Origin of the sequence: Gallibacterium genomosp. 1, assembly GCF_001678575.1 — a bacterium.
Lineage (GTDB): Bacteria > Pseudomonadota > Gammaproteobacteria > Enterobacterales > Pasteurellaceae > Gallibacterium.
Map to the genome: position 1 here is coordinate 1 of NZ_JTJP01000041.1, position 23,681 is coordinate 23,681.

Sequence of the window (23,681 nt, forward strand, 5' to 3'; positions counted from 1 at the left end):
GCATTGGTGACAAAAATAACGTTGAAAATTATTTAATTTGCCATGTTTCTTTATTTCTGCACTTTGGCAAAATGAGCAGTTTTTTATTCATATTTCAAAAAGAGGGCTTAAAGCCTTGTACTATAAGGCTTTAAGCCACTTTTTAGCAACAATTTTGTCTACTATGCCGATTTTTTGTAATTAGAACTTTCAAACAAACAAGTAGCCGATAACGATATTTCATACTAAACGAACTAATAATCAAGTTACAAGTTATACAAACCATTCAATAAATAGTAATTCTATTATCTAAATTGCCATTTAGTTGGGTAATTTTTCTAAATCTTTACTAATAATTTGAATAAGTTTAGTTAAAAAAGGATGATTTTCTATATCTTTATCGTCTATTAACAACATTGGTTTTGCCCCTTGATAAGGGAAGTCTTGTTTAATATGCATTGTTAATAAAGTGGTACTAGGGGTGGATTTCAATAACAACCGGTTGTCATAAATTCCACCAATGACTTTACCTTGATAATACAGAAGATATTCCCTCATCATTTTTTTATAAGTTATTGTTTTTAAATCCTTTAGTTGATCAAGAACAAAATATAAATAACTTTCGGTTGAAGCCATTATTTTCCCCTTAGTAATACTTCTTGAATTTTTTCCTCAATACCTTCTGCATCTAATTTTAATAAGTGATAAATTTCTTGTTGTGTACCTTGAGGAATAAAATAATCGGGTAAACCTAATTGCAATACCTGCGGCATATATCCTCCTAATTCAGCCAAGACCTCCAGAACAGCAGAACCAGCACCCCCTTGTATCGCATTTTCTTCCAAAGTCACAATTAATGTATATTGATCTTTGATTTTAGCTAAACATTCTTTATCGATAGGTTTAACAAAACGCATATCAATCACGGCATAATGATATTTTTCAGCAACTTGTAATGCCTCCGGCAATAATGTGCCGAAATTCAAAATGGCTACTTTTTCACCACTTCTGACTTGATTAGCTTTACCTATTTCTAAAGCGTGTAGCGGTTGTAATTCTGCACCAGTTCCATTGCCACGCGGATAGCGCACAGCGGCAGGTTGTCCACAATGGTATCCGGTGTAGAGCATTTGGCGACATTCATTTTCATCGCTTGGCGTCATTACAATTAAATTTGGAATGCAACGTAAATAGCTTAAATCAAATGCACCTTGATGGGTTTGCCCATCTGCACCGACAATTCCGGCACGGTCGATAGCAAATAAAACAGGTAAATTTTGAATAGCTACATCGTGGATGACTTGGTCATAAGCTCGTTGCAAGAAAGTGGAATAAATTGCTACTACTGGTTTATATCCACCGATAGCTAAACCGGCGGCAAAGGTAACAGCGTGTTGTTCGGCAATAGCCACGTCAAAATATTGATCCGGAAAACGTTGCGAAAATTGCACCATACCTGATCCTTCACGCATTGCCGGTGTAATGCCAATTAATTTCGGATCATTCTCTGCCATTTCACATAACCACTGACCAAAAATGGAAGAGTAGGTTGGATGAGTAGACTTATTTTTAGGTAGCTCGCCGCTAAGTGGATCAAATTTAGGGACGCCGTGAAAACCAATAGGATCTTTTTCTGCCGGAGCATATCCTTTTCCTTTTTTGGTAATAACGTGTAAAAATTGTGGCCCTTTTAAGGTTCTCATATTTTTCAACGTTGAAATCAATTCATCAACATTATGTCCATCAATTGGGCCAATATAATTAAAACCAAGCTCTTCAAATAATGTACCCCCCGGGGAAACAAATCCTTTTACGTGTTCTTCTGTTTTTTTCACAAATTCTTTAATTGGCGGTAAGCTAGAAAGGATTTTTTTGCCACCTTCGCGTAATGAAGAATAAAAAGAGCCAGAGAGTAGACGAGCAAGATGGTTATTTAATGCACCAACATTTTCAGAAATAGACATATCGTTATCATTTAAAATCACCAACATATCGGTATGCAAAGCTCCGGCGTGATTCATCGCTTCAAAAGCCATTCCAGCAGTAATTGCTCCATCACCAATCACACAAATCGTTTTTCTTCCTGCATTTTCTCGTTGTGCGGAAATGGCAATCCCTAAACCGGCACTGATTGAAGTGGAAGAATGACCAACACTTAATACATCAAAAGGGCTTTCACTACGCCAAGGAAAAGGGTGCACCCCATCTTTTTGGCGGATAGTTTTCATTTGGTCTCTGCGTCCAGTCAAGATTTTATGTGGGTATGCTTGATGACCAACATCCCAAATTAATTGATCAAATGGTGTATTGAAAACATAATGTAATGCCACTGTAAGTTCTACAGTGCCTAAACCAGATGCGAGATGCCCACTACTTTGGCTGACACTGTCTAAAAGATAAAGGCGAAGTTGCTCACAGAGTTCAGGCAACCGCTCTTTGGGTAATAGTCGTAAATCATCTGGGGAGTTGATCTGTGATAAAAGTGGATAACTTGACATATTATATAATCCATAAAAATTAGTTTCGCCGTTTTACAATGAACTCTGCCAATGCCATTAGTGCTGAGGTATCAAACTCTAATTCAGATAAAATTGATTTCGCAGAGTCATAAAGTGAATAGGCTTTTTCTTTCGCTTGATCTAAACCAAGCAATAGGGGATAAGTGCTTTTATGTGCCTTCAAATCTGAACCAGCATTTTTTCCAAGCTCTTCATTACTGGAAGTAATATCTAAGATATCATCCTGTACTTGGAATGCTAAACCAATCGCAGTAGAAAATGAAATAAGTTTTTGTTTAATTTGTTCATTTTGATAATAGGGAGAGGCATAAAATCCTAGTAAAACGGCAGCAGTAATTAATGCACCCGTTTTATTTTTATGAATTCGCTCTAACTCTATTAGATCAATCTGTTTATTTTCTGAGATTAAATCTAAACTTTGTCCTAAACACATCCCCTCTGCTCCTGATGCATTGGCTAATAACCGAAATTGTAAAATTTTTTGTCGGTCTGGTATAGGAGATTCTGCTAACAGTTCAAAAGCATAACTTTGTAATGCATCACCTGAAAGAATTGCTGTTGCCTCATCAAATGCAATATGACAAGTTGGTTTGTTACGACGTAACGAGTCATTATCCATTGCGGGTAGGTCATCGTGAATAAGAGAGTAGCAGTGAATACATTCGATTGCACCAGCAATATGATCTAACTTTGTTAAATCAACACCTAGCATTCTTCCGGTGGCATAAACAAGAAAAGGACGGATTCGTTTGCCACCTAGCAATAAACTATAACGCATTGCATCTGCTAAAGGTGCTGGGGAACTTTCCAGTCGTGCTAAATGTTCTTGTAGGAATTGATTATTGCGTTGTTGTAAGGCAATTAAATCCTCAGAAAATTGATACATAAAAGATCCATCCTAATAAGATTTTTTTCAAAAGTTTTCCTCATCATCATCTTTTTTAATCTCTTCAGAAGGTGATGATACTGAGAAATTGGTTAATGGAGCAGAGCTGTTTTTTTCCAATAAAATTTGTATTCGTTGTTCAGCATTTGACAACTTTTCTTGAGCCTGTTTCGCTAACTTAATACCTTGTTCAAATTGGGATAGAGCTTCTTCTAAGGGTAAATCCCCCTGTTCCAAACAATGGACAACATTTTCCAACTCTATCATAGTATTTTCAAAATTTAATGATTGTGCTTTTTTTGCCATAACGATGATAGTACCTAATCTATTCAAACGGTTGTTATTGTACCTAATTTCCTTATAAATGAGGTGTATTTTTTACGCTTATTCGATTTTTCGTGTAGAATATGCGCTTATTTTTATAATCCAATGAAACAATATGAAATTTATTATTAAACTTTTTCCGGAAATCATGATTAAAAGTGATTCCGTACGTAAGCGCTTTATAAAAATTTTAACAGGAAATATCCGTAATGTTCTGAATAAATATGATGATCAGGTTGCTGTAATTAAGCATTGGGATTATATAGAAGTTAGAACAAAGGATAATTCTAAATATCCTCTATTGGCAGAGTTGCTACAACGAATTCCGGGAATTCATCATTTTTTACAAGTTGAAGAGAAGCCATTCTCTACATTGCAAGATATTTTTCAGATTGTATATGAAGATATCGGGAATAAATTGGAAAACAAAACTTTTTGTGTTCGTGTAAAACGCAAAGGAAAACACGAATTTACCTCTTTAGATGCAGAGCGTTATATCGGGGGAGGTCTGAATCAACATATTGCATCTGCAAAAGTACAGCTTATACATCCGGACGTAACGGTGAGAATTGAAATTGATAATGATCACGTTATGTTGATCAAAGGGCGTATAGAAGGAATTGGAGGTTATCCGATAGGAACACAAGAAGATGTCTTATCATTGATTTCAGGCGGTTTTGATTCCGGTGTTTCTAGTTATATGTTATTACGACGTGGTTGTCGTGTACATTACTGTTTTTTTAATTTAGGTGGTGCGGCTCACGAAATCGGTGTAAAACAGATGGCATACCATATTTGGAATCGTTACGGTAGTTCGCATAAAGTCCGTTTTGTTGCGATTAATTTTGGAAAAGTTGTGGCTGAAATCTTAGAAAAAATTGATAACGGTCAGATGGGCGTAGTACTGAAAAGGATGATGGTTAGAGCAGCAAGTAAAGTTGCAAACCGTTTTCAAATTCAGGCAATTGTGACCGGAGAAGCATTAGGTCAGGTTTCTAGTCAGACTTTGACTAATTTGCGATTAATTGATGAAGCGGCAGATTGTTTGGTTCTGCGTCCTTTAATTTCTAGCGATAAAGAACAAATCATTGAAATGGCAAAACAAATAGGTACGGATGATATTGCAAAATCTATGCCGGAATTTTGTGGCGTAATTTCTAAAAATCCTACTGTAAAAGCAATTAAAGAAAAAATTGAACTCGAAGAAGCTAATTTTGACTTCTCTTTGTTGGAAGATGCTGTGTGGAACGCACAATATTTGGATATTAGACAGATCGCCGAACAAACAGAAAGGGAAGTTCCTGAGGTTGAAATGGTATCTGTGTTACAGGGTAATGACGTCATTATTGATATTAGAAGTCCGGAAGAACACGAGGAGTATCCATTACAGCTGAATGGCCAAACCATTCTTCATATTCCATTTTATAAATTGTCAACTCAATTTCCATCATTAGATCAAAATAAGCAATATTTTCTATATTGTGAACGAGGTGTAATGAGTCGTCTTCAAGCGTTATATTTAAAAGAGCAGGGATTTAAAAATATTAGCGTATTTAGAAAAGCTAAAAGCTAGCCACAATAAAAAATGATTTTTTGTCAGAAATAAAAAAATGATTTGCACCCTAAGTCGGACTTATCATCTAACTTAGGGTGCAAATTTTTTTACGGTCAAATATAGCCAAATCTTCAAACAACGAGCCGTTGTTTTCTATTTTTACAAAATATTGAGATATAAAATTATGGTAATTATACTTATTAAATTAAAGAAATCTCAATAATTTAACATAAAATACGTTATTTTTAAACCTTGTCTCTTTATAAATATAATGTATATTATGTTAAATAATAAATATTGTTTGTCACAGTCCATTTTGTTACAGCGTTTCCGATTTCCTCTCTTATTTTCTATTTATAGTGATGACATTTCTCAAAAATTTAAAACATACAATCGTTATCACGCTCTATCAATTTTTTAATTTTCTTAAAAGGCGCTTGCAAATCAAATTTTGTAGTTGTACTATTTTGCTAGTACAAAATAATATCGGAGAGGATGCTATCGTGGCTTTTTTAGACGTTATCCAACAAACTATTCCCTATCAAGCGGACACAACTTCTCTTTTTGCCCGTCTTTGTGAGAATAAACCAAACACACTTTTATTAGATTCTGCTGAAATTGGCAGTAAAAACAGCCTAAAAAGTTTGTTAATTGCTCAAACCGCAGTAAAAGTGGTATGTAGAAAACAAACTGTAGAATTTATTGCTTTAACTGAGAACGGAACGGATGTTTTAGCCCAACTTCAACAACATTTTTCTATTAATACAACATTGCAAACCCAACACTCAACACATCAGTTAAGCGTTATTTTTCCCTTATTAAATAATGAGTTGGATGAAGACAGTAAATTAAAAACCATTACCATATTTGATGGATTGCGAACTTTATTACAGCAATATCAACCCTACTCTCAACCAATTTTACTAGGGGGTCTTTTTGCTTATGATTTAGTGGCTAATTTCATTCCAATGCAAGACATTTATTTAGAAGATGATGGTTTGACTTCTCCGGATTATAGCTTTTACTTAGCTGAACAATTAATTGTGATCGATCATCAAAGTGAACAGGCAACACTTTATACTTACGCTTTTTCTGAACAACATAGAACAAAATTACAGCAACAAGCAGAACAGATAGTTTCGGCTTTATCTAATAATAATATTGTATTATCGCGTCGAAACGCTTCTACTGAAGTCAAAGTCAATATCGAAGATGAGGCTTTTAAAACTATTATTGAACGCCTAAAACATCACATTAATATCGGTGATGTTTTCCAAATTGTACCTTCTCGTCGCTTTTCGCTTGACTGCCCTAGCCCATTAGCAGCCTATCATCAATTAAAGCATAATAATCCAAGCCCTTATATGTTTTTTATGCAAGATGAAGAATTTACCCTGTTCGGTGCTTCACCTGAAAGCGCATTAAAATATACTGAAGCTACCCGTCAATTGGAGATTTATCCGATTGCCGGTTCTCGTCCAAGAGGCTTTGACGCGCAAGGTAATATCGATCCTGAATTGGATGCTCGTTTGGAACTGGAAATGCGCTTGGATCATAAAGAACAATCTGAACATCTTATGTTAGTTGATTTGGCTAGAAATGATATTGCTCGCGTATGTGAAAGCGGAACACGCCGCGTTGCAGAACTTATGCAAGTTGATCGTTATTCTCACATTATGCATTTAGTATCGAGAGTTGTCGGTAAACTTAAACCTGAATTGGATGCGCTACACGCTTATCAAGCCTGTATGAATATGGGAACATTAACCGGTGCGCCTAAAATCAAAGCAATGCAACTGATTTATCAAGTGGAAAAACAACGCCGCCATAGTTATGGTGGTGCGGTTGGTTACCTCTCCTCGGAAGGTGATCTGGATACCTGCATTGTGATTCGCTCTGCTTTTGTGCAAAACGGAACAGCTTATATTCAAGCTGGTTGCGGCGAAGTATTGGATTCCGACCCACAAATGGAAGCCGATGAAACCAGACATAAAGCGGCTGCCGTGATTAAGGCAATTAAACAGACAAATTGCCAATAGTAAGGATTTTGTTATGGCTAATATTCTTTTTTTAGATAATTTTGACTCTTTTACCTACAATCTTGTCGATCAATTTCGTGTGCTTGGACATAACGTGACAGTGTATCGTAACGATTGCGAATTGGATACGTTGATTAAAGCAGCAACAGCGCAATCTGATACTATTTTGGCACTTTCTCCCGGTCCCGGAAATCCTCAGCAGGCGGGTAATATGTTGCCGTTAATCAATGCATTGAAACATCAGTGCCCAATTATTGGCATTTGTTTAGGGCATCAAGCCATTATTGAAGCATTCGATGGGGAAATTGTCCACGCCGGTGAAGTAATGCACGGAAAAGTATCGAAAATTACGCACGACAATCAAGCAATGTTTGCCGGATTGCCTAATCCACTCTCTGTTGCTCGTTACCACTCTTTAATGGGGAGCAACTTGCCATCCGAATTGATTGTAAACGCAGAATATAATCATATTGTGATGGCGGTTCGTCATCAATCCTTGCCGATTTGCGGCTTCCAATTTCACCCAGAATCTATTTTAACCGTACAAGGTGGACAACTTTTAAAACAGACCATTGATTGGTTATTAGCTCATTAAGCCAACTATAGAAACAACAAAAATTAAATAAACTTGAGGACAAGAATAATGGAAACACAACAAATATTAGAACAATTATTTAATGGCACTTCCCTGTCTCGTGAACAAAGCAAACAACTTTTTAGTGCGATCGTACAAGGTGAATTATCTAATGAACAATTAGCCGGTGCATTAATAGCACTGAAACTCAAAGGAGAAACAGTAGATGAAATCAGTGGTGCGGTAACCGCATTACAAGCAGCTGCTGAACCTTTCCCTACACCAGATTATGTCTTTGCCGATATTGTCGGTACCGGCGGTGACGGTGCAAATACCATCAACCTCTCTACTGCCAGCGCCATTATTGCCGCCAGTATGGGCGCAAAAGTCGCCAAACACGGTAATAGAAGCGTTTCCAGTAAAACCGGATCAAGCGATGTATTGGCAGCATTAGGTGCTCGTTTAGATTTAGATGCAGCTATTGCACATAAAGCACTGGATGAAATCGGCATCTGTTTTTTATTTGCCCCTCAATACCATCGTGGTTTTAAACACGCAGTGCCGGTACGTCAGGCGTTAAAAACCAGAACCATTTTTAACATCCTTGGGCCATTGATTAATCCGGCAAAACCAAGGCATCAACTATTAGGCGTTTATGATGAAAAATTGCTACAACCTTATGCTGAAACTGCATTAACATTGGGTCATAAACATAGTATTGTCGTTCACGGCGCCGGTTTGGATGAAGTAGCATTACACGCAGAAACACAAGTAGCTGAAATTTATCAAGGTAAAATCGAACGCTATACATTAACCGCAGAAGATTTCGGATTAAAACCGCAACCACTTGATGCAATTCGCGGTGGTGAACCGGAACAAAATGCACAATATATTCGCGCATTATTACAAGGAAAAGGCGAACCGGCCCACGTTAATGCAGTCGCTGCCAATACTGCTCTGCTTTTAAGACTTTTCGGTTATCAAGATCTAAAACAAACGACACAGCAAGTATTGGAACAGATTGCCAGTGGCAACGCCTATAAAACATTAGAAAAACTTTCACAATATTAATGAGATAACAATGATTACACAAAATTTTTCACAAACATTGCAACATAAAGCGACAGTATTGCAAAAAATTGTGGCAGATAAATTAATCTGGGTACAACAGAAGCAACAAAAATTTCCTTTGGCAGAGTTTCAGGCAAAAGTGACAAAAAGTGATCGTGATTTTTATCAAGCATTAGCCAAAGGGACTCAGCAACAACCGGCATTTATTTTAGAATGTAAAAAAGCTTCTCCTTCAAAAGGATTAATTAGAAAAGAGTTTGATTTAGAAGGTATTGCTGATGTTTATCGTCATTATGCTACAGCGGTTTCAGTTCTAACCGATGAGAAATACTTCCAAGGAGATTTTGCCTATTTACCACGTGTTCGCCAGCGTATTTCACAACCTGTTCTTTGCAAAGATTTTATGATAAGTGAATATCAAGTTTATTTAGCACGTTATCATCAAGCGGATGCCATTTTATTGATGTTGTCTGTAGTAAATGATGATACTTATCGTATATTGGCGGATCTTGCGCATTCGCTAGGAATGGGAGTATTGACAGAAACGTCTAATCCGGAAGAGCTGAAACGTGCAATCAATCTAGGGGCAAAGGTGATTGGAATTAATAACCGTAATCTGCACGATCTCTCTGTTGATCTACAACGTACATTAGATCTTGCCCCACAAATTCCTGAAGATAGAATTGTCATTAGCGAATCAGGTATCTATACTCACCAACAAGTACAACAATTAAAACAGGTAGCTAGTGCCTTTTTAATTGGTAGTAGTTTAATGGGAAGTGATGATCTAAACACTGCCGTTAGAGCCATTATTTATGGAGAAAACAAAGTTTGTGGTTTAACTCGTCCGCAAGATGCTAAACAGGCATATCAAGAAGGAGCATTATATGGTGGTTTAATTTTTGCTCAACATTCTCCTCGTTGTGTTAGTTTAAGGCAGGCTCAAGAGATCAGTACTATAGCACCGTTACGTTATGTTGGTGTTTTTCAGGATCAAGAAGTAGATATGATTGTGAAATTAAGTCAGCAATTATCTTTATTTGCTGTTCAGTTACACGGTCACGAAGATAGCAATTTTATTCAGCGATTACGCCAACAATTACCGCCGAAATGTCAAATTTGGAAGGCAATCAGCGTTGACGTAGAAAATTCGTATTTTCAATTTAATCCTGATGAAAATATCGACCGTTATGTCTTTGATGCACAATTAAAATTACAAAAAGGTGGCACCGGAAAAATTTTTGATTGGACTCTTTTACCTTCGCAATGGAAGCAGAAAATTATGCTTGCTGGTGGTCTAAACAGTGATAATGTGGATGCTGCGATGTCTCAATCTTGTTTAGGTTTAGATATTAATTCCGGTGTGGAAAGTAAACCGGGCATAAAAGATGCGAATAAATTACATACCATTTTCCAACAAATTATCAATTATTAGGATGAAGTTATGAGTGATACATTATTAAACCCTTATTTTGGCGAATTCGGTGGAATGTATGTGCCAGAAATTCTTGTTCCAGTGTTACAACAACTAGAAAAAGCGTTTGTTGAGGCGCGTCAGGATCCGGAATTTCAAAAACAATTTAACGATTTGCTACAAAATTATGCCGGTCGCCCGACCGCATTAACTTTGTGCCGTAACTTAACTAAAGATACAAAAACCAAACTCTATTTAAAACGAGAAGATCTTTTACACGGGGGTGCACACAAAACCAATCAGGTATTAGGTCAAGCATTATTGGCAATGCGAATGGGTAAAACTGAGATTATTGCTGAAACCGGTGCCGGACAACACGGAGTTGCTACTGCTCTGACCTGTGCAATGCTCGGATTAAAATGTCGTATCTATATGGGAGCAAAAGATGTTGAGCGTCAATCGCCAAATGTTTTCAGAATGCGCCTTATGGGGGCAGAGGTCATTTCCGTTAATAAAGGTTCCTGCTCGTTAAAAGATGCTTGCTGCGAAGCAATGCGCGATTGGTCAGCCAATTACGATAAAGCTCATTATTTATTAGGTACTGCTGCCGGTCCGCATCCGTTTCCAACTATTGTGCGTGAATTTCAAAAAATGATTGGTGAAGAAACCAAACGTCAAGTTTTTGAACGTGAAGGACGCTTACCGGATGCTGTGATTGCCTGTGTTGGTGGAGGATCAAATTCAATTGGAATGTTTGCTGATTTTATTAAAGAAGAGTCAGTAAAACTCATCGGTGTTGAGCCGGCAGGTAAAGGAATTGAAACTGGAGAACACGGCGCACCGCTTGGACACGGTTCTATTGGTATTTATTTCGGAATGAAATCACCATTAATGCAAACAAAAGATGGTCAGATCGAAGAATCCTACTCTATTTCTGCTGGGTTGGACTTCCCGTCCGTTGGGCCACAGCACGCTTATTTGAACAGTATAGGACGTGCGCAATATGTTTCTATTACTGATGATGAAGCCCTTGATGCATTCCAGCAATTGGCACAATATGAAGGCATTATTCCAGCATTAGAATCCTCACACGCCTTAGCTTATGCTTTAAAATTGATAAAACAGAACCCAGAAAAAGAACAACTTTTGGTAGTTAATCTTTCTGGACGTGGAGATAAAGATATTTTCACTGTAGATAAAATCCTAAATGCACAAGGAGTGAACTAATGAGCCGTTTTGATCAACTTTTTAAAAAACTAAATCAACAAAAACAGGGAGCATTTGTTCCTTTTGTGACATTATGCGATCCAACATTAGACCGCTCTTTTGAAATTATTTGTACTTTAGTCGATAACGGTGCCGATGCGTTAGAATTAGGTTTTCCTTTTTCAGATCCTTTATTAGACGGGCCGGTAATCCAAGCTGCGAATAACAGAGCATTATCTGCCGGATTCAGTACTGATGCCTGTTTTCAATTATTAGAAAAAGTACGCCAAAAATATCCACAAATTCCAATCAGTCTATTACTTTGTGCCAATTTAATCTATGCCAAAACATTAGATGGTTTTTATCAACGTTGCCAACAAGTTGGCGTTGATGCGGTACTGGTTGCCGATGTGCCTCTACTTGCTGCGGAACCTTATGTTACCACAGCGAAAAAATATGGTATTCAGCCGGTATTTATTTGCCCACCGAATGCTAGCGAAAAAACGATTGATGGTGTAGCGAAAAATAGTGAAGGATATACTTATCTTGTGTCACGTGCAGGCGTTACCAGTGCTGAAAATCAAGCACACGCAAGCAATTTAGAAGATCTTATTTCTCGCCTAAAATTACATAATGCGCCACCTATTTTACAAGGTTTTGGCATTGCTAAACCGGAACAAGTTCAGGAAGCAATTACTTCTGGTACGGACGGAGCAATTTCAGGGTCTGCAGTGGTTAGAATTATCGAACGGAATCTTAATAACCATCCTCAATGCCTTGTCGAATTAGCTGAATTTGTGCGAAATATGAAAGCTGCAACTGAATTGGTATAAAATCAAATCGGGGCGTTTTCACATTATTCGCCCCGTTATTCATAAAATCACTTTTTATTTTCTTAACCTACAATAATGATCCTGCTTTTATCTACAAAAACACAATAATTTCTGTGATCTGATGCACAAAATGGATAAAAAAAGTCACAAATCGTGATTTTATCTTTATAATAGCGCAAATTTTTTGGAGGTAAGAATGGCTACAATTAAAGATGTCGCTAAATTAGCAGGCGTATCAACAACAACGGTTTCTCATGTGATTAACAAAACCAGATTTGTGTCTGAAGATACGTCAAAGTTGGTTCAAGATGCGATTCAGCAGCTAAATTACTCGCCAAGTGCAGTAGCACGCAGTTTAAAGGTGAATACAACTAAATCAATTGGTATGATTATTACCACCAGTGAAACACCCTATTTCGCAGAAATTGTACATGCCGTGGAAGAATATTGTTATCAACGGGGATATTCTCTGTTTTTATGTAATACACAGAATAATTTCCAAAAAATCAGTAATCATTTAGATATGTTGGTTAAAAAACGGGTTGATGGGATTTTAGTTATGTGTTCTGAGTATACTCAAGATTCAGTGAACTTGTTTGAGAGCTTTTCTACCCTACCATTAGTAGTAATGGATTGGGGACCAAACAATTCAAAAATGGATGTAATTCAAGATAATAGCTTTGAAGGTGGTTATTTAGCAACTAAATATTTAATTGACTGTGGACATAAAAAAATCGGAATTATTGCCGGTGATCTCAATAAAACAACAGCAAAAACACGTTATGATGGCTATGTAAAAGCAATGAATGAAAAGGGATTAAGTATTAATCCGGACTGGGTGCTAGAGGGGCATTTTGAACCAGAAGATGGATTTGAGTGTATGAATAAAATTTTAGCTCAAAATAACCTGCCGACTGCTGTTTTTTGTTGCAATGATGTTATGGCTTTAGGTGCAATTTCCGCCATTGGTGAAAAAGGGCTGTCTGTGCCACAAGATATCTCCATTATTGGTTATGATGATATTCACGCTTCTCGCTTTTATGCCCCACCATTGACAACAATTCATCAATCCAAAATGCGTTTGGGCATTATGGCAATGGATCTGTTAATTGCTCGAATGACTGATAAAAATAAAGAGCCGGCAAAAATTGAAATGCATCCTGAATTGGTCATTCGTAAATCGGTGAAAAAAGTAAATTAATCATAGAAAGTGCAGAATCTTCTGCACTTTTTTCGTTATTTTTGTTGGCTTAAATAACGTTCAACCGTATCAACCACTGCTTGTGTTTGAGAATCCAGCTCAATATTAACTAAATCTCCGACCTGTTTTTGCGAGATAATGGTACGTTGTAACGTTTCTGGAATTAAATTAACACAAAATGATTGCTCTTTTACCTCACCAATGGTCAAACTAATGCCATCAATAGCAATATAACCTTTTGTCAGAATATATTTCATTACATCCTGATTCGGTAAAGTAAACCATATTTGGCAGTTGTTCGGTGATTGAATAATTTCTGCGACCGAAGCGGTGCAATAAACGTGCCCTGACAATAGATGTCCACCCACTTCATCACCGATTTTCATCGCTCGTTCAACATTAATTTCATCCCCTACTCTAAGTTGACCAAGATTGGTAACTCGTAACGTTTCTTGCATTAAATCGAAACTAATCAAATCATTTTGAATGTCCGTTACTGTTAAACAAACGCCATTATGTGCAACAGATGCTCCTAATGCTAATCCGGCAAGTAAATCCTGTGGCATTTTTATAACGTGTGTTCTAAAATTGTCGCCTTTACTTTTAATTTCTTGGATTTTTGCTTTTCCTTGAATTATTCCAGTAAACATATTTCCCTCTTATAAAAATGATATTGTTATTCCTATAACGATAGCAACTGAATATCGGGCATTTTATGACAAATTGGCAAAGATATAAAACACAAATTATTGAATTAATTAAATTAGCTACGCCTATTTTGCTTGCACAAATTGCACAAAACTCTATGGGATTGATCGATACTATAATGGCAGGGCGTGTTAGTGCAAAAGATATGGCAGCGATTTCTGTCGGTGCTTCTATTTGGTTTCCTTTGTTATTATTCGGTCAAGGTTTATTATTAGCCTTACCACCAACCATTTCTTATTTAAATGGTTCCGGCAAACGCAATTTGATTGCACATCAGGTTCGGCAGGGCTTTTGGATAGCATTTACTATCAGTATTCCTATTTTTCTGATTGTTTATAATGCTCACTTCATCATTGACTATATGCAAATGGATGAAGAACTGGCACATATCACGACTAGTTATTTAAAAGTAATGGCCTTTGGCGCATTACCCTATTTATTAATGATTACTTTCCGCTGTTTAAATGATGGTATTGCTAAAACAAAACCGGCGATGGTGATTGCCTTTACCTGTTTGGTACTCAATGTACCTCTCAATTATATCTTTATTTACGGGGCATTCGGGATACCGGCATTCGGCGCAATTGGCTGTGGAATTGCGACAATGATTTTGAATTGGGTCAGCTTTATTTTAATCACAATTTATTGTTACAAAGTGCCGAGTCAGCGTGATCTGAAAATTTTTGCACATATTATTGAAAAACCGAATTGGAAAACTTTGAGTAAATTGATTCGATTAGGATTTCCTATTGCGGTAGCAATTTGTTGTGAGGTGTTGCTTTTTTGTATCATTTCATTATTAATTTCGCCATTTGGTGCAGAAATTATAGCTAGCCATCAAATTGCGTTGAATACCAGTTCATTCATTTATATGTTGCCAATGTCTATATCAATGGCAACTACAATCCTCGTTGGGCAAAATTTAGGTAAAGGCAAGCCGGCAGTAGCAAAACAGTTTACTTATTGTGCTCTCTTTTTCGGTTTAACTGTTACTTGTTTTACCGCTTCTCTAACTCTATTATTCAGAGAGTGGGTTGCATCTATTTTCGTCAATGATATTGAAGTGATTATGATGGCATCTTCACTTTTAATTTTCGCCGCACTATATCAATTTTCTGATACGGTGCAATCCATCATTGGCGGCGCTTTGCGTGGCTATAAAGATACTAAATCAGTATTATGGATTTCACTTTTCGGTTATTGGGTAATTGGAATGCCGGTCGGCTATATTTTAGGAATGACTGATTGGATTGTGCCACATATGACAGCGAAAGGTTTCTGGATTGGCTTTGTTTTTTGTTTAACCACCGCAGCAATTTTGCTGTTTTTACGTTTACGTCATATCCAAAATTTACCCGATGAAGTGCTATTGGCTCATTTGGATAAGATTAAATAAAAAAGGAGTATTTTTATGCAATCAGAACAAGTTATTCGTGTCGGTATTGCCGGTTTTGGTATGTCCGCCAACGTCTTTCATTTACCATTTTTAATGCGTGATCCACGTTTTAAAGTTGTTAAAATTTTTGAGCGTAGAGGCAACAAAGTGGCGGAAAAATTTCCACAAATTGCCACCGTGCGTACTTTTGCAGATTTACTGGCAGATGATGTTGATTTAGTCATTATCACTACACCAAATCTGACACACTACGCTTTCGCCAAACAGGCAATTATGGCAGGGAAACACGTCATTGTTGAAAAACCGCTAAGTACAACTTCAGCGGAAGCAAAAGAGTTAGTAAAATTAGCTCAACAAAAACAAGTAAAATTATCGGTCTATCAGAATCGCCGTTGGGATAATGGCGTGTTAACGGTCAAACAAGTTCTCGAAAATCATCTCATAGGCGATATTGTCGATTATGAAATTCATTTTGATCGTTATACACAAGCTAAAAACAGTAAACAATGGAAAGAAACCGGTGAGCGTGGAGTTGGTTTAGTTTACGACTTAGGTGTGCATTTAATTGACGGTGTGGTGCATTTATTCGGTTTGCCGAAAGCGCTTTATGCTGATTTACGCCACCAACATCCAGGTTCTCTTGGCGAAGATAATTTTCAGATCTATTTTTATTATGATGATAAAAAAGTGGTGATGTCTTCGAGTAAGTATGTACGTGAAAAAGGGCCGACTATTGCTCTGCACGGCACTTTAGGCTCTTATGTCAAATATGAATTGGATAATCAGGAGCCGCTTCTTATTGCTGGCATTGAACCGAAAGGCAACTGGAATAAAGAAAATAAAATATATTGGGGATTTTTGAACACTGAAATTAACGGTGTCCATATTCGCACTCAGTTAGAAACTGTCAATGGTAATTATCAAGCCTACTATGACAATATTTATGAGGCATTAACTTCTAATGAACCGCTTGCCGTCACTGCTGATCAGGCTGTCATTGTTTTAGAATTGATTGAAAAAGTATACCAAAGTGCAGAAACTGGAGTAAAAATCAATATAAAACAATAAGATAAATAAATTTCAAATATTTTTAAAATTTTTGGAACTTTTTATTTTTATAACGGTCTTAGTAATCGCTAGTGACTGCAAATGCGTAAGCAGATGTTTTTTATTTTATTCATTGAAACCTCCCCCCGTTCTCTCTTGGAACGGGGGTTTTTTCTTTCTGGGTTTAGCTTAAATACTAGTTTAATGAATCTATCAATTCACCACTATAAAGATATTTTTTTACCATTGCATTAGCAACAACTGCATCATTTTGTGAATAGTGACCTGTAATGACATCAACTTGATGCTGATCCAACAGCAGATTATCATTTAACTTCTGTTTTAATCTTTCGACAAACAAAATATGTGAACCGATAATACTCGAATTGACCATTATTTTATCTGATGAAAATATGTTTACTAAATTCATTAATACATAAGAAATATTGTCAGCAACATAGTGGATAATTTCTATTGCTTTTTCATTTTTTTGCTCTGCCTGTTCACATAAATATCGAATTTTTTGCTCATTATCTTCAAGCTGATTCGGTAATAAATTATCAATCAGCTGATAAATTGCAGAGTAAGTGACGTGATGTTGTAATTGCTGACGAGCTTCAGCCGGTAAACGTTCACCAATGATATTCGCTAATGGACTTAATATTGGAAGACAAACACGATCAATATTCATCCTCTGTTGTTTATCTCCTTGCAACATTTTGCCTTTAATCAAAACACTTATATTAATACTGTCATCAATTTGTAAGAAAATTACATTATCACTACTGATCGCTCCCCCTAACGAAGATTCGGCAAAAACCCAAGAGGAAAAATATTCAGACAAAATAATCGGCAAATGGAAAGTTTGGTGTAAAACAGATTGCAATTCAATATCTATTACGCTACGACCTAAGCGAACAATACCGCTCTGCCAACGGTTAAGCTGTCCGATAATAGTCACTGATATAGCAAAAATCTGTACAATATATCTCTGAAATGTCGTTTGAAAATCGGTCAAATTTCTTATCAACAACTGAGCCAAATCAGAATGTTGACCTACCAAAATTGGATAATGCTTCTCCTGCACTACTTTCCCATTCAGTTCACAGAGAAAGATTTTCATCTCATACTCGCTTAACACAACACAAATAGATTGCCAATGAAAAGGAGATATTGCTAACCCGACTGCAGGACGCCCCCTAACAATAGGCGTTTGTGTAGTACGTTCTATTACCAACTTAAGATCAATCAATTCACGAGTAAAATTGGTAATACTTGCAGGTGCCAAACCGGAAATTTTTGATAAATCAATCCGAGAAATAAGATCGAACTGTTCTATCAAACGATAGATCATACCCAAATGTTGTAATTTTTGCGGTGAATTCAATAACTGCTTTGCCATAATCCTTTAAACAAACAACCAAAACTAAAGGCGTTTGACTCCATAAGATAATAAATTTAGCTTTATACGAATTTTTTTCTCTTATCTCAAGTGGGTTGGATCAAATTTGCGTTAAATATCACATTTTATTTCTCAAATCTTTTTTAATTTTTAAATTTTGTTGATAATTTGTTCCGCTTTGTCGCTTTGTGCATTTATCAGGTGGGGAAAGTATTGTAGAATGACCAACCTAATGAAAAACAAGAAATTGATTAATTCACTGAGGTAACTATGACACAAGCTAAATCTGTTGCTCAAATTTTAAAAGGTGAGGTTGCGATTGGTGAGAGCGCAACTGTACAAGGTTGGGTACGTACCCGTCGTGATTCAAAAGCCGGTGTTTCTTTCCTTGCTGTTTATGATGGCTCCTGCTTTGCTCCAATCCAAGTAGTAATTGAACAAACAATCGAAAATTATCAGTCTGAAATTCTTCGCTTAACCGCCGGTTGTTCCGTAATTGTAACCGGCAAAGTGGTGGAATCTCCAGCACAAGGACAGTCGGTTGAAATGCAGGCACAAAAAGTCGAAGTCTGCGGTTGGGTTGAAGATCCTGATACTTATCCAATGGCAGCAAAACGCCATTCCGTTGAATATTTACGTGAAGTGGCGCACTTACGTCCACGGACTAATTTAATAGGTGCCGTTGCACGTGTACGTCACTGTTTAGCACAAGCTATTCATCGTTTCTTCAATGAACAAGGCTTTTATTGGGTCGCGACTCCATTAATTACCGCTTCCGATACTGAAGGGGCTGGTGAAATGTTTCGTGTTTCAACTTTAGATTTAACTAATTTGCCAAAAACGGAACAAGGTGAAATTGATTTTAGCCAAGATTTCTTCGGCAAAGAATCTTTCCTCACTGTATCCGGACAACTCAATGGTGAAACTTATGCTTGTGCATTAAGTAAAATTTATACTTTTGGGCCAACATTCCGTGCAGAAAACTCCAACACCACTCGTCATTTAGCTGAATTCTGGATGGTTGAACCTGAAATGGCATTTGCCACTTTAGCTGATAATGCCAAACTGGCAGAAGAGATGTTGAAATACGTTTTCAAAGCAGTATTAGATGAACGTATGGATGATATGGAATTCTTTGCAAAACATATCGACAATACTGTAATTACCCGTCTACAAGATTTTATTTCATCTGATTTTGCACAAGTTGATTATACCGACGCTATTGAGATCCTAAAAAAATCTGGTAAGAAATTTGAATTTCCTGTTGAATGGGGAATTGATCTCTCTTCTGAACACGAGCGTTATCTTGCAGAAGAATATTTTAAATCACCGGTTGTTGTGAAAAATTATCCTAAAGATATAAAGGCATTTTATATGCGTTTAAATGATGATGGTAAAACCGTTGCTGCAATGGATGTTCTTGCACCAGGAATCGGTGAAATTATTGGTGGTTCACAACGTGAAGAACGCTTGGATATTCTTGACCAGCGTATGGATGAAATGGGTTTGAAAAAAGAAGACTACTGGTGGTATCGTGATTTACGCCGTTACGGTACGGTGCCACATTCAGGTTTTGGATTAGGATTTGAACGCTTAATTGTTTATGTTACCGGCGTACAAAATATTCGTGATGTCATTCCGTTCCCTCGCGCCCCAAGAAATGCAAATTTCTAATAACGAAAATATGATCTGACACCGAAAAGTTAGACTGCTATTTTAAGGACTGAATCCTGTATTGATCGGGATTCAGTCCATTAATTTAACTACCTTTATTTCTAACATTAAGCATTTTACTAAAATTGCTTCTCTATCGTAAAAAAGAGTTCCTGATTTTTTCGGCTATAAAGTGCAGGAATATTGCTGTTTATCCGTTGATAGCGGATATGTAATTTAGGCAAGAAGCCTCTCCAAGATAATTTTTGATACCAAATCGCACCATTTAGTTGATATTCTCTATCGTGCCGTTTTAAATGCATTAAATAGTGATGATCAGCAAAATGACGATCTATATAACGAACATTGATTTGTGTACCCCATTGTTTTTGATAATAAGTAATACCAAAACCACTTGCCCATTTCAACGATGATGAAGATTTCTCTTTTAAACGATCGGACACCAATTCTAAATTAAGCCAAGATTGCCAATGTGTATTATCTTGCCAAATTATAGTGGTCGAAACAGTGTTTTCATTACCATTATAACGATCTGCCAAACTAGTATCAGCATAATGTTTTCTTATATTTGCCAAACGATTCTGCCAAAGCCAGTGTTCAGAAAGTTGAATTTGGCTAAACAACTTTACGCCAAATTGATGATTGTAACGATGAACGCCAAACCAATTCTGTTCAACAAAAGGAATAATTTTTCCAATAAACTGAGCATCTCTCCACATATAGCCTAATGAAAAATGTAAAGTTTGTTCGTTATAATATTGATTATCCCAATAGTAAACCCCGTTATATCCTAATGTCGTTTGCCAAAAATGATTGCCTGTTATATTTTTTATTCGTTCAAGTTCAAACGCATACCGAACACCTTGTGCCGATTGAGGAAGTGATTCTTCGTCTTTTACAAGCGGTTTACCATTAATAGTTATCTCTCGTTCAGAAGAAGCATTATTCACATTATCTGTTTTCACATATTGAAAATTCACATAGGGCTACCATTGCTGACGATGTTCAATTTCTTGCAAATAGGCTTCAATCAATGTTTTTAATTTGCCATCTGCTTTAAGCATTAAACGTTCAAATTGTTGCTTGGCTTGTAAATATTGATAATTTTCAAAAAAAATCACTGCCATATCAAAGCGAGGGTAAATGACTTCAGGGTGTAAATCTAATAATGTTTGATAATGCAGAATAGCTTTATCATACTGTAACGTATTGAAATAATAGGCAGCTAACGCATAATGATACAACGCAGGATCATAATGTCCCTGTTGTTGATATTGCCTTAATAATCTAGGTAATAATGCCCATTGTTGCTGTAAAATCGCAGATTGAATTTGTGAATCAATTGGCAATGCCATAGGAATCATTGGCATTTTTTGATAATTAGCATTGGGTTTTAGCTGTGTAGGTAATGAAATATTACCTTCTTGCGAAAAATCAATTGGATCTTGCCGTAATAAAGATTCAGCATTTAATGAATATGCAAAAATGACAAAACTGGTGATCAATAATTTTTTCATTGCTTTAATACTTAAAAATGCCGTTTAAAATGTATTTAAACGGCATTGCATTTCTACTGTTGTGATTCTTTTTGAGCTGCTAAACCAAATGCTACGCCTCTATTTTTTGCCTCATATTTTTTTCGTGTGCCTCCGTTAGCAGGAATACTATTGTCTAACGAGCTATCAATATAAAGATCACCAGCAATTTCTTCCCCATTTGGCCCAAAGAAACCTAGCGTATATTTTCCTGTAATTCCGCCTGCCATTGATGCATCAGCTTTAATTTCCTGATCATTAATTGAGCCTTGATGTAAGGTAATATGACCTTTATTATTTGAAAAATTAGTGATTTCCCCTTGCCCCGTTCGCTGTTCAAAATCAACACGATAAGTTAAATCTCCCATATTGTTCGCATTAAATGCTTTTCCTCGATACGTTGCTGAACCTTCACTTGGGAGAATTGTCGGTTCATCTTCAAATAAGTTACCAATGCCATTAACAGAGAAACGCCCTCCTTTTGATAAAACGCCATCAGGCAAAGAAGCTAACCAATTTCTAGCATAAACGACAGAATATTGTTGTTTATAAAGATATCTATCACCAACCAACATCCCTTCACTATCCTCGCCTAAAGGATAAAGAGCCATTACAGGCTGTGTATACAATTGATTTTGAGGTAATTGATCGTGGTTAATAGGTTTTTCCATCAGCCACGGGTTATTCAAAGTTGCCCCCATTGACTCTACGGTATCACTCATTTTTTGGTTAATAATTTCAATAAGTTGCTCACGTTCGGTTAATTTTTGATGCGTTTCAGATAGCTCTTGTAATTTAGATTCTAATTGAGCTGTAATGTGTTGATTTTGTATTTGTAATTCTTTAAAAACCCTTTCCTTTTCCTTTAAATCAGATTGGATTTGTTTCAAGCTGTTAAATGCGTCTGTGAGTTGTTTTTCTGTTGTTGCTTGTGAGTTTTTTAGGTGTTCAAATTCAGCAGTTTTTCTCGCCAAATTCTCTTCTGTTTTTTTCAAGCTGTTAGAAGTTTCGGTTAATTTATTTTGCGTTTCTGTTTGTGATCTTTTCAATATTTCAAGTTCAGCTTGAGCTTTCTTGAGTTTGTCTTTTTGAGTGGTATCAGTAGAGGTTGAAACGTTATTTGTTTGATCTTGAGGATGATTAGGAATAATTGGTTCAACATTAGATCTGTCTATATTGTTACTACCCCCCCCCACAGGCGGTTAAAGCTAAAACAATCGCATTGGTAATAATTAATTTTTTGAAGGTCATTTTTTTCTCCCATTGATTAAAACAATGAGTATTATCCATAAAAAAATATACATATCAACTAATACATACTAAGAATTTTATTTTTTATAAAAGTATCTTCCTAAACATAAATAAAAATGTGCCTTTTCTTTTGCAAGATAGGCACATATTATTGTTATTTATTAGAATAAATAGGACAGTTTAATTTCTGCATTTTTTGCTTTTCGTGAATTATTTCCTTTCCCTACACCTAAACGAGAAGAAATCTGCCACTTTTGGTAAAAATTAATATCGATTCCGGTCTCATAATATACACTTTCGCCAAAATCTTGTTTCAAACTGATATTATCAATATTCATTTTATCGTTAAGCTCTCTTTGCACAAAATTATCATAATGAAGTGATATTAATGGTTTAAACTCTATATCCTCAACTCTCCACATTTTTGCTATTGTCAATTCAGAATAATAATTTAATAAATTCAAATCCTTAGTATTTATATTAATACCATTAAACTGATAACTTACATTATTATAATGATAATTCCTCATTCCTAATAATGTTTGTAATTCAATGCCGAATAATGAAAAAGATTGACCAAAGCCTAAACCAATACTATACATTTGACGATGAAAATGTTCATTCTGTTTTTTTAATTTCAGTTCATTATGAGAACGCCCATAACTAATATCCATAGTAACAAAACTCTTAGGTGTCAATTGTTGCTTTAAATATAAGGTCACTTGGTTTACTTTTGTCGTACTTGTCGCATTATCAGATAAATAGTTAGTCGCATAAGCATTCGAGAAAATCGCACCAACACTCTGCCCTTTATCATTAATTAAACTTTGGATACCGATTTCATTAATATTTAAATTTTGTTGATAAGCTCGGTAATTATCTGAAAAATGCCTGGTTTTTTGTTGGGCAAAATTAGTCCATATTGTTGTTTTATTATTTTTTGTTGCAAGTTGTTGATTCAATAATCTTGCAAACTGCAAATTAATATTAACTCCTGCTGCAAATTCAGAAAGCATCATATTCGCAGTAGAACTAATGTTTGCTGCTTGCTTTTTCGCTAAACGTTC

22 protein-coding genes are annotated in these 23,681 nt (G+C 36.2%); 11 read left to right on the plus strand and 11 right to left on the minus strand.

Going from position 1 to position 23,681, the window contains the following annotated elements; all coding sequences use genetic code 11:
- The 5 genes from QV04_RS11970 to xseB all read right to left on the minus strand — a co-directional run.
- Positions 1-87: transposase-like zinc-binding domain-containing protein (locus QV04_RS11970; RefSeq protein WP_419177514.1), on the minus strand; the 87-nt coding region annotated here is incomplete at its 3' end.
- A gap of 213 nt (positions 88-300) precedes the next feature.
- Positions 301-615: a TfoX/Sxy family protein gene (locus QV04_RS07990; protein WP_065231502.1), complete on the minus strand. Its 315-nt coding sequence runs from the start codon at positions 613-615 to the stop codon at positions 301-303.
- Positions 615-2,477, minus strand: a complete 1,863-nt coding sequence (gene dxs / locus QV04_RS07995; protein WP_065231503.1) for a 1-deoxy-D-xylulose-5-phosphate synthase — start codon at positions 2,475-2,477, stop codon at positions 615-617. Before dxs ends, QV04_RS07990 begins: the two co-directional genes overlap by 1 nt.
- A 19-nt stretch (positions 2,478-2,496) precedes the next feature.
- Positions 2,497-3,384: a (2E,6E)-farnesyl diphosphate synthase gene (ispA, locus tag QV04_RS08000; RefSeq protein WP_039132886.1), complete on the minus strand. Its 888-nt coding sequence runs from the start codon at positions 3,382-3,384 to the stop codon at positions 2,497-2,499.
- Positions 3,385-3,411: 27 nt separating this feature from the next.
- Positions 3,412-3,690: an exodeoxyribonuclease VII small subunit gene (gene xseB, locus QV04_RS08005; RefSeq protein ID WP_039172645.1), complete on the minus strand. Its 279-nt coding sequence runs from the start codon at positions 3,688-3,690 to the stop codon at positions 3,412-3,414.
- A gap of 133 nt (positions 3,691-3,823) precedes the next feature.
- Here xseB and thiI point away from each other — a divergent pair, with 133 nt between their 5' ends.
- From thiI to purR, 8 genes are all read left to right on the plus strand, one after another.
- The gene (thiI, locus tag QV04_RS08010; protein WP_065231504.1) at positions 3,824-5,281 is read left to right on the plus strand and encodes a tRNA uracil 4-sulfurtransferase ThiI; all 1,458 of its coding nucleotides are present in this window, start codon (positions 3,824-3,826) and stop codon (positions 5,279-5,281) included.
- A 485-nt stretch (positions 5,282-5,766) separates the two neighbouring features.
- A complete protein-coding gene (gene trpE / locus QV04_RS08015) occupies positions 5,767-7,302 on the plus strand; it encodes an anthranilate synthase component I (protein WP_039172657.1) in 1,536 nt (511 codons plus the stop codon).
- A gap of 13 nt (positions 7,303-7,315) precedes the next feature.
- Positions 7,316-7,897: an aminodeoxychorismate/anthranilate synthase component II gene (locus tag QV04_RS08020; RefSeq protein ID WP_039151406.1), complete on the plus strand. Its 582-nt coding sequence runs from the start codon at positions 7,316-7,318 to the stop codon at positions 7,895-7,897.
- Positions 7,898-7,945: 48 nt separating this feature from the next.
- Complete coding sequence (gene trpD, locus QV04_RS08025; RefSeq protein WP_065231505.1) at positions 7,946-8,947, plus strand: anthranilate phosphoribosyltransferase; 1,002 nt, start codon at positions 7,946-7,948, stop codon at positions 8,945-8,947.
- Between the two features lie 10 nt (positions 8,948-8,957).
- Positions 8,958-10,382: a bifunctional indole-3-glycerol-phosphate synthase TrpC/phosphoribosylanthranilate isomerase TrpF gene (gene trpCF / locus QV04_RS08030; RefSeq protein ID WP_065231506.1), complete on the plus strand. Its 1,425-nt coding sequence runs from the start codon at positions 8,958-8,960 to the stop codon at positions 10,380-10,382.
- Positions 10,383-10,391: 9 nt separating this feature from the next.
- On the plus strand, positions 10,392-11,588 hold the full coding sequence (gene trpB / locus QV04_RS08035; protein WP_065231507.1) for a tryptophan synthase subunit beta: 1,197 nt from the start codon (positions 10,392-10,394) through the stop codon (positions 11,586-11,588).
- Positions 11,588-12,400: a tryptophan synthase subunit alpha gene (gene trpA / locus QV04_RS08040; protein ID WP_065231508.1), complete on the plus strand. Its 813-nt coding sequence runs from the start codon at positions 11,588-11,590 to the stop codon at positions 12,398-12,400. Before trpB ends, trpA begins: the two co-directional genes overlap by 1 nt.
- 196 nt (positions 12,401-12,596) lie before the next feature.
- Positions 12,597-13,601 carry an HTH-type transcriptional repressor PurR gene (purR, locus tag QV04_RS08045; RefSeq protein ID WP_065231509.1) on the plus strand — a complete coding sequence of 335 codons (1,005 nt, stop codon included), beginning with the start codon at positions 12,597-12,599 and terminating at the stop codon, positions 13,599-13,601.
- Positions 13,602-13,636: 35 nt separating this feature from the next.
- On the opposite strand, the gene QV04_RS08050 is transcribed toward purR, so the two are convergent.
- Positions 13,637-14,251 (minus strand): riboflavin synthase, encoded by a 615-nt coding sequence (locus QV04_RS08050; protein ID WP_039132927.1) that lies wholly within the window; start codon positions 14,249-14,251, stop codon positions 13,637-13,639.
- Between the two features lie 65 nt (positions 14,252-14,316).
- On the opposite strand from QV04_RS08050, the gene QV04_RS08055 reads away from it, so the two are divergent.
- Both QV04_RS08055 and QV04_RS08060 read left to right on the plus strand, forming a co-directional pair.
- The gene (locus QV04_RS08055; RefSeq protein WP_065231510.1) at positions 14,317-15,705 is read left to right on the plus strand and encodes an MATE family efflux transporter; all 1,389 of its coding nucleotides are present in this window, start codon (positions 14,317-14,319) and stop codon (positions 15,703-15,705) included.
- 15 nt (positions 15,706-15,720) lie between these two features.
- On the plus strand, positions 15,721-16,773 hold the full coding sequence (locus QV04_RS08060; protein WP_065233369.1) for a Gfo/Idh/MocA family oxidoreductase: 1,053 nt from the start codon (positions 15,721-15,723) through the stop codon (positions 16,771-16,773).
- 175 nt (positions 16,774-16,948) lie between these two features.
- Here the strand turns inward: QV04_RS08060 and QV04_RS08065 are convergent, their stop codons facing one another.
- On the minus strand, positions 16,949-18,154 hold the full coding sequence (locus QV04_RS08065) for an ROK family protein (RefSeq protein ID WP_065231512.1): 1,206 nt from the start codon (positions 18,152-18,154) through the stop codon (positions 16,949-16,951).
- 270 nt (positions 18,155-18,424) lie between these two features.
- Here QV04_RS08065 and asnS point away from each other — a divergent pair, with 270 nt between their 5' ends.
- Complete coding sequence (gene asnS, locus QV04_RS08070; protein WP_065231513.1) at positions 18,425-19,828, plus strand: asparagine--tRNA ligase; 1,404 nt, start codon at positions 18,425-18,427, stop codon at positions 19,826-19,828.
- Positions 19,829-19,947: 119 nt separating this feature from the next.
- On the opposite strand, the gene QV04_RS08075 is transcribed toward asnS, so the two are convergent.
- From QV04_RS08075 to QV04_RS11660, 4 genes are all read right to left on the minus strand, one after another.
- Positions 19,948-20,808, minus strand: coding sequence for a surface lipoprotein assembly modifier (locus tag QV04_RS08075; RefSeq protein WP_082985591.1), 861 nt, complete (start codon positions 20,806-20,808; stop codon positions 19,948-19,950).
- 6 nt (positions 20,809-20,814) lie between these two features.
- Positions 20,815-21,345 carry a hypothetical protein gene (locus tag QV04_RS11335; RefSeq protein ID WP_082985592.1) on the minus strand — a complete coding sequence of 177 codons (531 nt, stop codon included), beginning with the start codon at positions 21,343-21,345 and terminating at the stop codon, positions 20,815-20,817.
- Between the two features lie 53 nt (positions 21,346-21,398).
- On the minus strand, positions 21,399-22,412 hold the full coding sequence (locus QV04_RS08080) for a factor H binding protein domain-containing protein (RefSeq protein ID WP_156548353.1): 1,014 nt from the start codon (positions 22,410-22,412) through the stop codon (positions 21,399-21,401).
- A 363-nt stretch (positions 22,413-22,775) separates the two neighbouring features.
- A partial coding sequence (locus QV04_RS11660; RefSeq protein WP_197494816.1) for an autotransporter domain-containing protein occupies positions 22,776-23,681 on the minus strand: 906 nt, incomplete at its 5' end.

What these genes read in the sequence shown, in the direction of transcription:
- trpB (WP_065231507.1), top strand. Translation starts at nt 10,392, where the DNA reads ATGAGTGATACATTATTAAACCCTTATTTTGGCGAATTCGGTGGAATG.
- ispA (WP_039132886.1), bottom strand. Translation starts at nt 3,384, where the DNA reads ATGTATCAATTTTCTGAGGATTTAATTGCCTTACAACAACGCAATAAT.
- QV04_RS08020 (WP_039151406.1), top strand. Translation starts at nt 7,316, where the DNA reads ATGGCTAATATTCTTTTTTTAGATAATTTTGACTCTTTTACCTACAAT.
- asnS (WP_065231513.1), top strand. Translation starts at nt 18,425, where the DNA reads ATGACACAAGCTAAATCTGTTGCTCAAATTTTAAAAGGTGAGGTTGCG.
- purR (WP_065231509.1), top strand. Translation starts at nt 12,597, where the DNA reads ATGGCTACAATTAAAGATGTCGCTAAATTAGCAGGCGTATCAACAACA.
- QV04_RS07990 (WP_065231502.1), bottom strand. Translation starts at nt 615, where the DNA reads ATGGCTTCAACCGAAAGTTATTTATATTTTGTTCTTGATCAACTAAAG.
- QV04_RS08055 (WP_065231510.1), top strand. Translation starts at nt 14,317, where the DNA reads ATGACAAATTGGCAAAGATATAAAACACAAATTATTGAATTAATTAAA.
- trpA (WP_065231508.1), top strand. Translation starts at nt 11,588, where the DNA reads ATGAGCCGTTTTGATCAACTTTTTAAAAAACTAAATCAACAAAAACAG.
- QV04_RS08050 (WP_039132927.1), bottom strand. Translation starts at nt 14,251, where the DNA reads ATGTTTACTGGAATAATTCAAGGAAAAGCAAAAATCCAAGAAATTAAA.
- thiI (WP_065231504.1), top strand. Translation starts at nt 3,824, where the DNA reads ATGAAATTTATTATTAAACTTTTTCCGGAAATCATGATTAAAAGTGAT.
- dxs (WP_065231503.1), bottom strand. Translation starts at nt 2,477, where the DNA reads ATGTCAAGTTATCCACTTTTATCACAGATCAACTCCCCAGATGATTTA.
- QV04_RS08060 (WP_065233369.1), top strand. Translation starts at nt 15,721, where the DNA reads ATGCAATCAGAACAAGTTATTCGTGTCGGTATTGCCGGTTTTGGTATG.
- trpCF (WP_065231506.1), top strand. Translation starts at nt 8,958, where the DNA reads ATGATTACACAAAATTTTTCACAAACATTGCAACATAAAGCGACAGTA.
- QV04_RS08065 (WP_065231512.1), bottom strand. Translation starts at nt 18,154, where the DNA reads ATGGCAAAGCAGTTATTGAATTCACCGCAAAAATTACAACATTTGGGT.
- QV04_RS11335 (WP_082985592.1), bottom strand. Translation starts at nt 21,345, where the DNA reads ATGAAAAAATTATTGATCACCAGTTTTGTCATTTTTGCATATTCATTA.
- trpD (WP_065231505.1), top strand. Translation starts at nt 7,946, where the DNA reads ATGGAAACACAACAAATATTAGAACAATTATTTAATGGCACTTCCCTG.
- xseB (WP_039172645.1), bottom strand. Translation starts at nt 3,690, where the DNA reads ATGGCAAAAAAAGCACAATCATTAAATTTTGAAAATACTATGATAGAG.